The organism is Telluria sp. ZT3P39 (genome assembly GCF_059685935.1).
Genome location: NZ_JCASIH010000016.1, coordinates 17,553 through 31,691 on the forward strand (window position 1 = coordinate 17,553; position 14,139 = coordinate 31,691).

The window sequence follows — 14,139 nt, forward strand, 5'->3', positions numbered from 1 at the left end:
AACAAGGAAAAAATCACATGAAACTGCGTCCTGTTTCCCTCGCCGTACTCGCGCTGCTCTCCAGCGTGGCAATGAGCGCCTCCGCCGACGAGGTGCGCCGCTCCTATATCGTGCAACTGGCCGACAAGCCGGTCGCCTCCTACACCGGCGGAGTCGCCGGCCTGCCTGCAACCAAACCGGCCGCCGGCCAGCAGCTCAACGTCAGCGCCGGCGACGTGCAAGCCTATGTCGCCTACCTCGACCAGAAGCAGGACAGCGTGCTGTCCAGCGTCACTGCGGCCCAGGTCACCCACAAGTACAAGGTCGTCTTCAACGGCTTCTCGGCCATGATGACCGAGGACGAAGTCAAGGCGCTCAAGGGTAACCCGGCCGTCGCCAACATCACCGCCGACGAAGCGCGCACCCCGGACACCAACTTCACCCCGACCTTCCTGGGCATCGACAAGAAGGACGGCACCGGCCTGTGGAGCAAGTCGGCCGGCGGCCAGGCTGGCGAAGGCATCGTCATCGGTATCGTCGATGGCGGCATCTGGCCCGAGAACAAGGCATTCGCCGACCGCGTGGACGCCAATGGCGACCCGACCTTCGACGCATCGGGCGAACTGGCCTTCGGCGCGGCGCCAAGCGGCTGGAACGGCGCCTGCGTCACCGGCGAAGGCTTCGCCGCCTCGCATTGCAACAACAAACTGATCGGCGCGCGCTATTTCAACAAGGGCTTCATCGCCAGCGGCCGCCCGATGCACTGGACCGACTTCGTGTCGCCACGCGACTCGGTGGATGGTCCTAGCGGCCACGGCGGCCACGGCACCCACACCGCCAGCACCGCCGGCGGCAACAGCAATGTCGCCGTCACCATGAACGGCATTGCGATGGGCAAGGCCAGCGGCATGGCGCCGCGTGCCCGCATCGCCGCCTATAAAGTGTGCTGGACCTTCCCGGACGCGACCAACCCTGACGGTTCGGGCACCCGCAACAGCTGCTACAACTCGGACACCGTGGCCGCGATCGACCAGGCCGTCATCGACGGCGTGGACGTGATCAACTTCTCGATCAGCGGCTCGCAGACCAGCGTGGCCGACGCGGTCGAACTGGCCTTCTTCGGCGCCGCCGACGCCAACGTCTTCGTGGCCGCCTCGGCCGGCAACAGCGGCCCGGCGAATGCCGTCGCCCACCTGAGCCCATGGGTGACGACGGTCGCCGCATCGACCCACAACCGCCTCAACGGCGCTACCGCCACCACCGGCGCCGGCACCAGCTACATCGGCGCGTCGCTCAACACGACCGCCCTGCCTGCGACCCCGGCCATTTCGGCGCGCGATGCCGGCCTGGTCCCGTTCGCTACGCTGAGCGCAGCCGACCAGCTGGCGCGCCGCCTGTGCTACACCGCGGCCGACCGCGTCACCTTCGGCGGCTCCCCGGCAGCTGCGCTGGACGCCAGCCTGGTCGCCGACAAGGTGGTCTTGTGCGAGCGCGGCAACAACGCCCGTACCGACAAGAGCCGCGCCGTCGCCGCAGTCGGCGGCAAGGGCATGGTCCTGATCGACACCGCCAATTCCCTGGTGGCGGAAGTACACAGCATTCCGACCGTGCACATCAGCCTGACGAACGGCACTGCCCTGCGCACCTACGTGCAAGCTGGCAACAACCCGACCGTGTCGATCGGCACCTGGTCGGCACAGGTCGGCAGCGCCGCTGCCCCGATGATGGCCGGCTTCTCGTCGCGCGGCCCGAACAAGGGCTATACCAGCATCCTCAAGCCTGACCTGACTGCGCCTGGCGTGGACGTCATCGCCGGCGTCACCCCGGTCAAGACCCAGGCCGAGCGCGATGCCATCGCCAACGGCAGCGCAGTACCGGGCGCCGCATGGGCGTCCTACCAGGGCACCTCGATGTCGAGCCCGCACGTGGCCGGCCTGGCCGCCGTGCTCAAGCAGCAGCACCCCGAGTGGTCGCCAGCCGCCATCAAGTCGGCCCTGATGACCACCGCCGCCAGCACCTTCAACGACGGCCAGGCAGGCGCCGCCAACGGCCTGCTGCCTTGGGGCCAGGGCGCCGGCCACGTCGTGCCGAACAAGGCAACCGACCCGGGCCTGGTGTACGACGCCGGCACCACCGACTACCTGCGCTTCATGTGCGGCGTGGGCGGCATCGTCGGCGCGGCGACCTGCTCGCAGACCGGCAGCATCGCGGCGCACAACCTGAACCTGCCGTCGCTGACCTCGGGCAGCGTGCTGGGCAAGCTGACCATGACGCGTACCGTCACCAACGTCAGCGGCCAGCCGCAGACCTTCAACGCGACCGCCTCGCTGCCGGGCTTCACCGTCACCGTCAGCCCGGCCAGCCTGACCCTGGCGCCGGGCGCCAAAGGCACGTTCAACGTCAGCCTGACCCGCACCGACGCCGTGATGAATGCCTACAGTTTCGGCGCGCTGGAATGGCGCAGCGCCGACAGCAAGTATGTGGCGCGCAGCCCGCTGACCGCCCGGCCACAGGCGTTCACCGCTCCTGCCGCACTGCATAGCGAGCAAGTGACCGGCAACCAGGTGTTCACCGTCGGTACCGGCTTCAGCGGCAAGCTGAGCGCGGTCAAAGGCGGCCTGAAGCCGGCAACCCTGGCGGTGCAGACCGTTGGCCGTACCCTGGCAGCCGATGGCGGCGTGCTCGAGTGCAAGAACGGCGGCGCAGCCGGCGTAACTGCCACCAGCGTCACCGTTCCTGCGAATACGATGGTGGCCCGCTTCTCGCTGCGCGATATCGACACCAGCGGCTTCAAGGCCGGCAAGTCGGACGACCTCGACCTGATCGTGTTCAACTCGGCCGGTGTCCAGGTCGGCTACAGCGGCAACGCGACCTCGAACGAAATGGTCACCCTGGCCGCTCCGGCAGCCGGCACCTACCGTGTCTGCGTGGCCGGCTATGCACCGAACGGCGGCAGCTCGACCTACACCCTGGCATCGTGGGTGGTGGGCAGCAGCGACACCGGCGGCGACATGAAGGTCAGCGTCCCGGCCAGCGTCTTCGTCGGCGGCACCTCGTCGGCCAGCGTCAGCTGGGGCAACCTGGTCGCAGGCCAGCGTTACCTGGGCGCGGTGAACTACCTGATGAATGGCACCACCAACATCGGCACCTCGCTGGTGACCGTGGATGCGACCAACCCGGTCCCGGTCCCAGCGGCCGAAGGCAAGGAAGTGGCAGCCAACGGCAACGTCCTGACCGGCGCAAACTAAGCGCCTGACCCGGCCGGCCCTGCCGGCCGGGTTGCAGTAGATACAAAAAAAACGCTGCGTGCCCCAGGGCACGCAGCGTTTTTTTACGTCTGGAAGAAAATGATGAGTTGGCCGGTGCTCAGCTCGCCGCGTTCTGGGCGCTGCCGAGCTGGCAGGTACCGGCCGTGCAGACCGCGCCCGGGTCGGGCATGAATCGGCAGGTGGACACCATGCCCGACTTGGCATTGGCCGCCCGGGCTTCCTGCTGGTGCTGCTCGGCCAGCGCGCGCAGCGCCGCCTCCTTGCCGCCCGCAGTCGAATACGCCAGATAGCCCTCGGGGCCGCCGCATGCGCGCGCGCCGACCGGCAGCGTGCGGCACTGGCCGCTGTCGGTGCAGGCTGCGCTGCCGACGGCGGCGCGCAGGCGCGCCAGCGTGTCCTGGCCTGGCGCCGGTGCGGTGGAAGAAGCCGGCGGAGTCGCCGGCGGATTGATACGGCCCGGATCCTGCGCCTGGGAAGTGCAGGCAGTGCAGCCGAGCATGAGGATGAGGAGGAGTTTTCGCATGGCCCCATCTTCGCCCGGGTCAAAGGCGTGGTCAAGCGAATCACAGAGTTGTCAGGAGTTCTTTTCCAAAGAGAAAAACATGTTTCCGCCGTCGTTGGCAAGCAACATTCGCCTGTTGACTCAGCGCACTATTTTCTATGAAGAATTTTTTATTGCTCTGAGGATATATGCCCTAATCTACATTAACTTCTGGAAACTCCGTTCAACACGCTTTCCAATTCTTAACATTGCAACTTATTTATCAAAATAAATTGAGCATCGGAAAAATTTACTCACTACAATAGAACCTGTTACCGACGAGCTCGCTCCAAAACGATCATGAACTCCTTCAGCTTCCGTACTGTCTCCATTATCGCCTTGAGCGCCCTCCTCACCGCCTGCGGTGCCGGCCAGCAGGACACCCAGACCACGATCCAGTTCGCCCCGATGCAGCTGGCCGCGACGGTGCAAAGCCCTGCCGCCGCATCGGCCTCCGGCACCAGCGCCGGCAGTGCCGGCATGGTCGCCACCGCCGCCGGCCCGAACAGCCCGACGCCGGACTGCGCCGCCGAAGGCTGCGCCAGCCTGCGCATCATCGACGGCAATGCCGAAGCCTACCGCATCGACGCCATGCGCCGCGCAGCAGCCGACGACAGCAGCCAGTCCTGATTTTCCCCAGGCGCCGCACAGGCGTCCTGCCCAAAGAAAAAACACACCAGCCTTGCGGCATGGTGTGTTTTTTTTATTCCGCGGCGCGCAGCCGCCTTCCCCTGCTTAGCGGGCCGAGCGGCGCAGCGTGAAACCCAGCAAGGCCAGTCCGGTTGCCATCAGCAGCCAGTCCGACGGCTCCGGCACGGCCGCGGTGACCGCGCCGATCGTGGTGAAGTCGCCGGTCACTGCCGCATCGACGCCGACACCCGGGATCAGCTCGAAGCGGGCGATGATGCCATCCATGCTGCCGAGAGCGCCGGCGTCATTGAACAGGCCGACCGTCAGCGTGCTGCCGTCGGTGCCGGCATCCAGGCTGTAGTCGTCGCTGAACAGCACGTCGAAGCCCAGCAGGCCGCCGAAGCCGACATTGAAACTCAGGTAGCTGCCGAAATCCGGGCCGTTGGCGAGCGTGAAGCTGCCGTCGGCGTTCAGGACCACGTTATCGAGGATGTCGGCCGCGCCGAAGGCGCCGCTGAAATTCGAGAAGGTGGCCGTGGCAGGCAGCGCCGGGAGCAGCCCGTTGAACTGCAGGTCGAGGAAGCCGCCGTCGGCCAGCGTGCCGGTGTCGACATCGACGTGGAAACTGATCGGCGCGGCCAGGGCTGCGAGCGAGCTGCTTGCCAGGGCCAGGGCCACGAGCGCCTGGCGCAGGAAACGGGTTGGATTGAACATGGTCTGTCTTCCTTAGAATGAACCGGAATAAATGGTCGCGCTGTAATTGATGCCGACCTTGGATGGGTTGTTGAACACGGTGGTCAGCGTCACGCTCGCACCGGGTGCGATCGAGGCCGCAGTGGCCGTGATGTAGGGCAGGCCGTTGCGGGTGCCGCTGGCGTTGGCCAGGGTCACGCCGGCAGGCAGGCCGCCCACTTCGACCTGGAAGGGTCCGTTGATGGCCGCGCCGGTCGTGTTGGTGAACCGGTAGGTGCCGCTGTACTGGCCGGTGGCACGGTTCAGGGCCAGGCCCGAACGGTAGACCGAGAAGCTTGCCGTCACGTTCGAGAAGGTCGGGGTCAGGGCCAGGCTGACGATCACCGGGTCGTGGTCCGATGCGCGGTAGGCATTGTTGGCGTACAGGTCCTGCGGCTTGTCCTCGAGGTTATAGTCGATGACTTCCGGCTCGTCGGCATTGTTGTGCCATTCGGCCGCGCCGGCCACCTGGGCGCTCAGCGACGGCGTGGTCAGTGCGTGGTCGAGGTAGCCGCTTTCGCCGCCGAAGACATACGAATATGCCATGCCGTCCGGGCGCACGAAGCGCTCGAGCTCGTTGACCAGGCCGGCGCCGGTCATGGTCGCGATCGGGTCTTCGAAGCCGTAGGCATTCATGTCGCCGATCACCAGCACGTCGTCGTCGCCCGCACTGGCCTTGACCTGCGGGATGAAGACGGTGGCAAGACGCTGGGCCTGCTGGACGCGCAGGGCGTTCCAGCAGCCCTGACCGTCGCCGCGGTCGGTGTCGGGACCGGTGCCGCCCGGGCAGCCGGCCTTGGCCTTCAGGTGGTTGACCACGACCGAGAACCTGGCGCCGTTGTTGGCCTTGAAGGTCTGCGCCATCGGCGCACGGTTGTTGAGGCCGTCGCCGTCCGACATCGACGCGCCGGCCAGCGTGAGCGCCGACGGCTTGTAGATCATGGCGACGCGGATGGCGTCGGTGCCGGTTGCAGGCGGCTTGGGCACCACCGCGTACACCGGGCCGCCCAGCGCCTCGTTGAGGCTGCCGACCAGGTAGGAAACGGCGGTGTCGCCGTTGTTCTGGATTTCCATCAGGCCCACCACGTCGGCATTCAGGGCTACCAGGGACTTGACGATCTTGTCGCGCTGGCGCACGAACTCGATCATGTTGTTCGCGCCGCGGCAGTTGGTGGCGCGGGTGGTGGTGCCGATGGTGCAGCCCTGCCCCGTGGCGCCGTTGACGTCGCTGCCGTTGTAGAAGGTGGTAAAGAAGTTCAGCACGTTGGCGCTGGCCACCTTGACGCCGGCCGGCAGCACTGGTGCGCCGGTGCGCGGGTTGCTGCGCGAGAACACCGGTGCAATCGTCGGCTGCAGCTTGAAGCCGCCGCCGCCGCCGCCGAGGGCGCCGAAATCGAGCACGCCTTCCAGGCCGGTGACGGTGTCGCCGGTGCGCACGGTAGCATCTTCACCGATGTAGGGGATGATGGTCGGGGTGACGAACAGGCCGTCGTCGAGCACGATCTCGTTGCTGGCATTGGCCGCTGCCAGCGCCAGCGCTTCCGGGGTGCCCGGGCGGTAGCGGTTGGTCGGGATTTCGCGACGGCCGCTCGACAGGGTGAGCTCGCCGCGCGCGCCGACATAGGCGTTCTGGTTGACCGTCAGCGGGCCGGTGAAGCGCACCAGCATGCCTTCGAAGGGCTCGAGGCTGGCCGCGGGCAGTGCGATGTTGGTGGCGCTGATCGCCGGGCCGGCGCCGACCACCGACGAGGTGGTATTGGTCAGTTCGGTGTAGCTGCCGGTCGAGCCCGAAGGGGTGTATTCGGTCACCAGGCCGGTGACGCGCACCAGGTCGCCTACCACGCCTGCGGTGGTACCGAAGACGAAGATGCCGTCCGAGGTCGTCGGATCCTTGTCGCCGGCGGCGTCCTGGATGAAATAGCCGCTGCCGACCTTGGCGGTGATCACGCCTTCGGTGGTCTGGATCGTGCCGGTGTAGCTGCTGGCCGCGCCCGCACCCTGAATGACCGGGATGCTGAGGTTGCCGCTGCTGCGCACGGTGACGGTGCAGCTCTTGGCCTGGCTGCCGTCGTTGGTGAAGTTGATCGTCACCGCGTGGTTGCCCGCGGCCACCGAAGCATCGGCCACCAGGGTGACCGTGGCAGTGCTGTTGTTGCTGCCGGATGCGGTGAAGTTCTCGAGGCGGATGCCGGCGACGGCGCCGGAGGTGATGACGGCGCCGGTGACGCGGCTGTCCTTGTCGATCGCGCTCAGGGCGCCGGACGCGCTCTCGTTATACGGGCGCAGGATCGATGCCGGGCAGGTGGCGATGATCGGCTCGGCGACCGCGCCGCCTCCGCCGCAGATATTGACCGGGCTGTCGCTCTTGCGCGGGGTGATGGTGCCGACGGTGAAGTCGCCGCTGTTCGAATCGGTGTCCACGCAGCCGAAGGTCTTGCGCGAGGCCGAGGTGGTATTGGTCAGGGCGGCGGTCGGGGCGCTGCCCTCGAATGCATTGGCGCCGCCGTAGCCGACCAGGTCGACCACCGGGGCGCCGGTCGGATTGGTGCCGCTCAACGCCGTCTTGGCGCTGACCAGCGCCACCTTGCCGGCGCCGCCGGCCATGGGGATCGTGCCCACGATGTCCGACGGCACGTCGGTCGTGCCGCCCGAGCCCGCCGCTTCGCGGATCATGTAGTACTGGCCCGGCTGCAATTCCACACCATCCGGGATCGCCGTCACTTGCCAGCTGTTGCCGGTGCTCGATGCGTACTGCACGCTCCAGCCGCCAATCGTCACCGCGGTGCTGCCGCGGTTGAAGATCTCGATGAAATCGTGGCGGAAGGTCGCGCCGGTGTTGCCGCCGCCCCCATACACCTGGCTGATGACGACGTTGGCCGGTTCGGCGAAAGCGGAGACCGACAGGCTGGCAAGAAGCGCGGCCAGCACGGTGCGCCGTCCGGGAGTGTGTATCGAAGCGAGGAACTTGTTCATGGGGATCCTGGTAAGGTAGAACGGATAATTGTCACAGAACATTTGTTGGCAGAACGTAATTTACCATTAGCAAAATGCATAGTAAATAAATAATTTGACAACTTGATGACAAGAAAAGAAAGCTTACAGGGGGAACTGCCGAATTAGCCCCGCGCGCACGCGAACTGTCGGGAAAGCGCGACAGTTCAAGAAGGAATACGGGGACAGGAAAACGGCAGGCGCTAGCGGCCACGATACGGCGCCGCCAGCGGCTCGCCGATGAACAGGCCCTGGGCGGGCCAGGCCACGCTCTTCCAGTAGGCTTCGATGGCGCTGTCGCCGCCGAGGTAGCGGCGCAGCAGGACGGAGGGATTCGGGAATTTCTGCCAGTGGTTGCAGGGCTCGCTCACGGTGCCGTAGCTGGCGGTGGCGCCCGCCTCGAGCCAGCGCAGGCTGCTCATCTGGCTGCTGCCGAGCAGGTCGCCACCGAGCGAGGTCAGGTGATCGGCCAGGGCGCCGGGGACGAAATGGAGGGTTTCGAGTTTGGCGACCTCGGCCATGCCGGTCTGGTAGACCAGCACGTCCTGCACGCCTTCGAGCACGTCGCCCTGCACCTGCTTGATGGCCAGGCGGCGCGCGGCCACGCGGCCAGGGGGCGGGAAGAAGCCGGCGCGGCTGTTGCGCGCCTTCTCCGAGGTGACCAGGTAGTAGGCCGTGGCCGGCACGGTGCGGAAACCCGCCGCGATACCGCGGTCGACCAGGTCTTTCGCGCCCTGGCGCGAAGGCGCTCCTTGCGCACCGGGCGCCTGCAGGCTGGTAGGCAGCAGCATCGAGGGGCGCAAGCCGTGCTCGCTCCAGGGCCGCGCCGACCTGCTGTTGAAATAGGGGCTGGGCTGGCCGGCGGCGCAGGGTTTCATGCACTGGCTGCCGTCGAAGCCGAGGGTATAGGCGCTGGTAATCGAATTGCATTCCACCGCATACGGCGCGGTCCAGACCATCAGCACGGCCTGCACGTCGGGGCCGAGCTTGTTGTCGATCTCTTCTTTCAGCAGACGGAATTGCGCGGCGCCGATGCTGCGCGGCTTGCCCGGGATCCGCACGTGCACCACATTGGCGGCGGGGATCTCGCGCCGCTTGCGGTAGTACTCGCCGACGGCCACGCTGTCGGGGTCCGCGTCGTTGATGACGATCGCCAGCTGGGCCGGCTTGAGGGCGGCGCAAGCATCACGCGGGTGGAGGGCGCCAAGGGCAAGGGCGAGGACGAGGCAGGACGGCAGGACGGCGGAGAAGCGTGGTCGCATGGAGGATCGCTGGATGAACGAAAGGCAAGGCCGGGCTCAGCCGCCATCATGCCACAGGGACGGCCGGCCCCGTTCACGGATGAGCGCACGCCCTGCCCTGCTTTGCCCGCGGCTCAGCCTTGGCGGCGGCGGCGCATTCCCGCCCAGCCCAGCACGCCCAGGCCGGCGGCGAGCATGGCGCTCGTTGCCGGTTCCGGGACGACCGACACCGAGTACATCTCGAGCGCATCGACGCGGAACAGCTGGCCGCCGCTGCTCAGGTCGATGATGCTGCGTCCCTCGGTTTCGCCTTCGAGCAGGCCGTACGAGACTTGCCAGGACAGGGCCGTATCGAGCCGGTCGTTGACCAGGAGGTCGGGGCCGGCCCCGAAGGTGGGGCCATGGTCGGGCACGTTATAGGTCTGGCGCGCGCCCCGGCTCGGCAGGACGTCATCAAGCGCCACCTGGCGCCAGACCCGCGGGTCGGTGTAGTTGAAGATGAAGGCGGTGCGCTGCCAGGAGCGCTCGGTGACGTGCCAGCCGTCCGTCGAGGACCAGCTTTGCGGGTTGTAGCCGCCGACCAGCCAGCTGTCGCCGCTGGCGTTACTCACCTGCATCAGTGTGAAGGTGGTGCCGCGGCCGTCCACGGCGGCGTGGAAATCGAGCGAGTCGTCGCCTTCCCGGCGGGTGTAGAGGTTTTGCAGGTCGAGCCGGCCGGCCCCGAGCCAGCGCTCGAGCTGGCCGTAGAGCGTGAGGTCCAGCAAGGGCGCGCTGCCTTGCGCCTGCACCGCCGGCGCCGCCAGGACGAAGGCGAGAGCTCCCGCCGCAACGATCGATTTCATGATGATCCCCCCGCTCGGTTCTCGTCAGGGGATTGTATGCCTGCTATCCGGCGTGGGTAGATTCGCTTGTTTTGGGCAATTGTTTTGCGCAAAAAAAGCCGCAATGGATGGAATACCGTTCAGTTTGCAAAAAAACGTAGGGTGGCCGGGTTTTCCCGGCCGCGCGTCCAGCTCCGATTTGATTTGCCACAGCGCATCGGTGATGTGAACGCGCGGCCGGCAAAGCCGGCCACCCTACGATGATCTGACCGCCATGGTCTTCCATGGCGGGCTGTGCAGCAGATGCGCGTGGGTCAGGCGCGTTTGTAGATGTCCTCGAAGCGGACGATGTCGTCCTCGCCCAGATAACTACCGGATTGCACTTCGATGATGTGCAGCGGCAGCTTGCCCGGGTTTTCCAGGCGGTGGTTCATGCCGATCGGGATATAGGTCGATTCGTTTTCCGACAGCAGGCTGACCTTTTCGCCGCAGGTCACGCGCGCGGTGCCCGACACCACGACCCAGTGCTCGGCGCGGTGGTGGTGCATCTGCAGCGAGAGCTTTTCGCCCGGTTTCACGGTGATGCGCTTGACCTGGAAGCGGTCGCCCGCATCGATGCCTTCGTAATGGCCCCACGGGCGGTAGACCTTGGTGTGGTGCAGGTGCTCGGTGCGCGAGCTGGACTTGAGGTGGTCGACCACCTGCTTGACGCGCTGGACCTGGCTCTTGTGGGTGACCAGCACCGCGTCCTGGGTCTCGACCACGATCAGGTCTTCGACGCCGACCACGGCCACGATGCGGCTTTCGGCGCGCACCAGCGAATTCTTCACGCCATCCAGATACACGTCGCCGCGCCGGGCGTTGCCGTTCTCGTCCTTCGGCTGCACTTCCCACAGCGCCGACCAGGAGCCGACGTCGTTCCAGCCGATGTCGGCCGGCACCACGGCCGCGTGGCGGGTCTTTTCCATGACGGCATAGTCGATGGAATCGGACGGGCTGCCGGAGAAGGCTTCTTCTTCCAGGCGGCAGAAGTCGAGGTCGCGGTAGCCGGTGCGCACGGCCTTCTCGACCGCTTCGGCGATGTTCGGCGCGTGCAGCTGCAGTTCATCGAGGAAGCGCTGGGCCCCGAACATGAACATGCCGCTGTTCCAGTAATAGCCGCCTTCGTCGAGGAAGGACTGGGCGGTGGCGGCGTCCGGCTTTTCGACGAAACGCGCCACCTGGTAGCAGTCGCCGCAATTGGCGACGGCCTCGCCGCGGCGGATGTAGCCGTAGCCCGTTTCCGGGCCGGTCGGCACGATGCCGAAGGTGGCCAGGGCGCCCTGCCCCACCAGGGTCACGGCGCGTTCGACCGCGTCGCGGAAGGCGGCGCCGTTCTCGATGACGTGGTCGGCCGGCAGCACCAGCATCAGCGCTTCCGGATCGATGGCTTTCAGGAAGTTCGCCGCCGCCGCGACCGCCGGGGCGGTATTGCGGCCGACCGGCTCGAGCAGGATGCCGAGCGGCGTGATGCCGATCTCGCGCATTTGTTCGGCCACCATGAAACGGTGATCATTGCCGCACACGACCAGCGGCGCCATCACTCCGGGCCAGCCGGCCACTCGCTGCGCGGTTTCCTGCAGCATGGTCTTGTCGGCCACCAGCGGCAGCAGCTGCTTGGGCAGCACGGCCCGCGACAGTGGCCACAGGCGCGTGCCCGCGCCGCCGGAGAGGATGACTGGATAAATTTTCATGCGCTGACTTTCTCTTTCATTTTCTCGGATTCGTTCTCATTCTGGCCATCGCTTTCAGACCGTCCCGAGCGGCGGCGGTCGCGTGCATTGAGCCACTCCCGTGACGAGTACTCGGACGCATGTTTCATCTCGCCCTTGCGGTCGACACTGTAGTCCTTGAAAACGATCATTTCATGCAATGTTACATCATGCAACACCCGTGTGTATTCGAACAACACGCTACGAATCACTTCCGCGCCTTCGCAGATGTGGCTGCCGTGGCCGATCCAGGTCGGGCCGACGATGCGCGAGCCGGCTTCGATCTTGACGTTGGAGCCGATATAGACCGGGCCTTCGATGGTGGTGCCTTCCCAGTTGATGCTGGTGTTCAGGCCGGTCCAGACGCCCGGCTCGATCTGGATGCCCGGCACGTCCATGTGGTTGACTTCGCCGGTCAGCACGGTCTGCAGCACTTCCCAGTAGTCGCTCATGGTGCCGATGTCGAGCCAGTTGAACGGGCGGCCCTGGGCATAGAACGGCAGGCCGCGCTCGGCCAGCAGCGGGAACAGCTCGGAACCGATGTCGAAGGACACGCCCGACGGAATCAGGTCGATCACTTCCGGCTCGAAGATATAGATGCCGGTGGAGATGAAATTGGATTTCGCTTCTTCTTCGGTCGGCTTTTCCTGGAACTCGACGATGCGGCCGTCGGCGTCGGTGACCACTACCCCGTAGGACGAGACTTTGTCCCAAGGTACTTCCTTGGTGATGACGGTAGCCATCGCGCCCTTGCGGCGGTGCTCGAGCAGGGCCGCTTTCAGGTCGAGGTCGATCAGGGCGTCGCCGCACAGCACGATGGTGGTGTCGTCGAAGAAGCCGCCGAATTCCTGGATCTTCTTCATGCCGCCGGCCGAGCCGATCGGCTCGGGCACGACTTCGCCGTCGTCCTTGATATAGCCTTCGAAGGAATAGCCGATCTGGACGCCGAACTGCTCGCCTTCGCCGAAGTATTCTTCGATTTTTTCGTGCAGCCAGCTGACGTTGACCATGATTTCGGTCACGCCATGCTTCTTGAGGTGTTCGACCAGGTAAGCCATCACGGGCTTGCCCAGCAGGGGAATCATCGGTTTCGGCAGGTCATAGGTCAGCGGGCGTACGCGCGTGCCCTTGCCTGCTGCGAGAATCATGGCTTTCATGTGGCTGTCCTTTGGATTATTTGGCTGTGGTTTGATAGCGCCAGGAGTCGGCGCACATTTGAGCGACGTCGCGCTCGGCAGTCCAGCCCAGCTCTTCGCGCGCCTTGGCCGGGTCGGCGTAGCACTTGGCCACGTCGCCCGGACGGCGATCGACGATCTGGTAGGCGATCGGGCGCCCGCAGGCGGCCTCGAAGGCGTGCACCATTTCCAGCACGCTGTTGCCGCGGCCAGTGCCGAGGTTATAGGTCAGGATGCCCGGGCCCTTGGCCAGGCGGTCCAGGGTCTTCACGTGGCCGATCGCGAGATCGACCACGTGGATGTAGTCGCGCAGGCCGGTGCCGTCCGGGGTCGGGTAGTCGCCGCCGAAGACGGAGAGCTTCTCGCGCTGGCCGTTGGCGACCTGGGCGATGTAGGGCACGAGATTGTTCGGGATGCCGTTCGGCTCTTCGCCGATCAGGCCGCTTTCATGGGCGCCCACCGGGTTGAAATAGCGCAGCAGCGCAATGCGCCAGTCCGGCTCGGCCTTGGCCAGGTCGCGCAGGATGTCTTCGATCATCAGCTTGCTGCGGCCGTAGGGATTGGTGGCCGACAAGGGGAAATCTTCGCGGATCGGCACCGAGGCCGGGTCGCCGTACACCGTGGCCGAGGACGAGAACACCAGCGACTTGACGCCGAACCTGGCCATCGTCTCGAACAGGATGACGCTGCCGTTGACGTTGTTGTCGTAGTAGCGCAGCGGCTCGGCCACCGATTCGCCGACCGCCTTCAGGCCGGCGAAATGGATCACCGAGTCCACCTTGTGCGCGCCGAACACGCGCTCGAGGGCGGCGCGGTCGCGGATGTCGGCTTCTTCGAAGATGAAGGACTTGCCGCTGATTTTCTGCACGCGGTCCTGCACCGATGCGACGGCATTCGACAGGTTGTCGACCACGACCACCTCATGGCCCGCGTTCTGCAGTTCGACGACGGTATGCGAACCGATATAGCCCATGCCGCCAGTAACCAGAATCTTCATGTCGTTTCGCTC

At 65.9% G+C, this 14,139-nt stretch carries 10 protein-coding genes; 2 read left to right on the forward strand and 8 right to left on the reverse strand.

Annotation, left to right across the window (positions count from 1 at the left end):
- Positions 1-17: 17 nt before the first annotated feature.
- On the forward strand, positions 18-3,227 hold the full coding sequence (locus AC56LR_RS15275; RefSeq protein WP_497131622.1) for a S8 family serine peptidase: 3,210 nt from the start codon (positions 18-20) through the stop codon (positions 3,225-3,227).
- A 118-nt stretch (positions 3,228-3,345) separates the two neighbouring features.
- Here the strand turns inward: AC56LR_RS15275 and AC56LR_RS15280 are convergent, their stop codons facing one another.
- Positions 3,346-3,771 (reverse strand): hypothetical protein, encoded by a 426-nt coding sequence (locus tag AC56LR_RS15280; protein ID WP_497131624.1) that lies wholly within the window; start codon positions 3,769-3,771, stop codon positions 3,346-3,348.
- A gap of 318 nt (positions 3,772-4,089) precedes the next feature.
- Between AC56LR_RS15280 and AC56LR_RS15285 the strand changes: the two genes are divergently transcribed.
- Positions 4,090-4,419: a hypothetical protein gene (locus AC56LR_RS15285; protein WP_497131626.1), complete on the forward strand. Its 330-nt coding sequence runs from the start codon at positions 4,090-4,092 to the stop codon at positions 4,417-4,419.
- A 105-nt stretch (positions 4,420-4,524) separates the two neighbouring features.
- Here the strand turns inward: AC56LR_RS15285 and AC56LR_RS15290 are convergent, their stop codons facing one another.
- The 7 genes from AC56LR_RS15290 to galE form a co-directional block, all read right to left on the reverse strand.
- A complete protein-coding gene (locus AC56LR_RS15290; RefSeq protein ID WP_497131628.1) occupies positions 4,525-5,133 on the reverse strand; it encodes an NF038129 family PEP-CTERM protein in 609 nt (202 codons plus the stop codon).
- A gap of 12 nt (positions 5,134-5,145) precedes the next feature.
- Positions 5,146-8,124 (reverse strand): ExeM/NucH family extracellular endonuclease, encoded by a 2,979-nt coding sequence (locus tag AC56LR_RS15295; protein ID WP_497131629.1) that lies wholly within the window; start codon positions 8,122-8,124, stop codon positions 5,146-5,148.
- Between the two features lie 221 nt (positions 8,125-8,345).
- Entirely contained in the window at positions 8,346-9,404 is a 1,059-nt protein-coding gene (locus AC56LR_RS15300) for a TIGR03790 family protein (protein WP_497131631.1), read from the reverse strand.
- Positions 9,405-9,517: 113 nt separating this feature from the next.
- Positions 9,518-10,225 carry a PEP_CTERM-anchored TLD domain-containing protein gene (locus tag AC56LR_RS15305; protein ID WP_497131632.1) on the reverse strand — a complete coding sequence of 236 codons (708 nt, stop codon included), beginning with the start codon at positions 10,223-10,225 and terminating at the stop codon, positions 9,518-9,520.
- Between the two features lie 293 nt (positions 10,226-10,518).
- Positions 10,519-11,937, reverse strand: a complete 1,419-nt coding sequence (locus AC56LR_RS15310; protein WP_497131634.1) for a mannose-1-phosphate guanylyltransferase/mannose-6-phosphate isomerase — start codon at positions 11,935-11,937, stop codon at positions 10,519-10,521.
- Positions 11,934-13,112: a nucleotidyltransferase family protein gene (locus AC56LR_RS15315; RefSeq protein WP_497131635.1), complete on the reverse strand. Its 1,179-nt coding sequence runs from the start codon at positions 13,110-13,112 to the stop codon at positions 11,934-11,936. The genes AC56LR_RS15310 and AC56LR_RS15315 overlap by 4 nt, the downstream gene beginning before the upstream one ends.
- Before the next feature lie 16 nt (positions 13,113-13,128).
- Entirely contained in the window at positions 13,129-14,127 is a 999-nt protein-coding gene (galE, locus tag AC56LR_RS15320) for a UDP-glucose 4-epimerase GalE (protein ID WP_497131637.1), read from the reverse strand.
- Positions 14,128-14,139: the final 12 nt, after the last annotated feature.

Bases quoted from the DNA above. Each gene is read 5' to 3' on its own strand.
- AC56LR_RS15275 (WP_497131622.1), top strand. From the start codon at position 18: ATGAAACTGCGTCCTGTTTCCCTCGCCGTACTCGCGCTGCTCTCCAGC.
- AC56LR_RS15280 (WP_497131624.1), bottom strand. From the start codon at position 3,771: ATGCGAAAACTCCTCCTCATCCTCATGCTCGGCTGCACTGCCTGCACT.
- AC56LR_RS15285 (WP_497131626.1), top strand. From the start codon at position 4,090: ATGAACTCCTTCAGCTTCCGTACTGTCTCCATTATCGCCTTGAGCGCC.
- AC56LR_RS15290 (WP_497131628.1), bottom strand. From the start codon at position 5,133: ATGTTCAATCCAACCCGTTTCCTGCGCCAGGCGCTCGTGGCCCTGGCC.
- AC56LR_RS15295 (WP_497131629.1), bottom strand. From the start codon at position 8,124: ATGAACAAGTTCCTCGCTTCGATACACACTCCCGGACGGCGCACCGTG.
- AC56LR_RS15300 (WP_497131631.1), bottom strand. From the start codon at position 9,404: ATGCGACCACGCTTCTCCGCCGTCCTGCCGTCCTGCCTCGTCCTCGCC.
- AC56LR_RS15305 (WP_497131632.1), bottom strand. From the start codon at position 10,225: ATGAAATCGATCGTTGCGGCGGGAGCTCTCGCCTTCGTCCTGGCGGCG.
- AC56LR_RS15310 (WP_497131634.1), bottom strand. From the start codon at position 11,937: ATGAAAATTTATCCAGTCATCCTCTCCGGCGGCGCGGGCACGCGCCTG.
- AC56LR_RS15315 (WP_497131635.1), bottom strand. From the start codon at position 13,112: ATGAAAGCCATGATTCTCGCAGCAGGCAAGGGCACGCGCGTACGCCCG.
- galE (WP_497131637.1), bottom strand. From the start codon at position 14,127: ATGAAGATTCTGGTTACTGGCGGCATGGGCTATATCGGTTCGCATACC.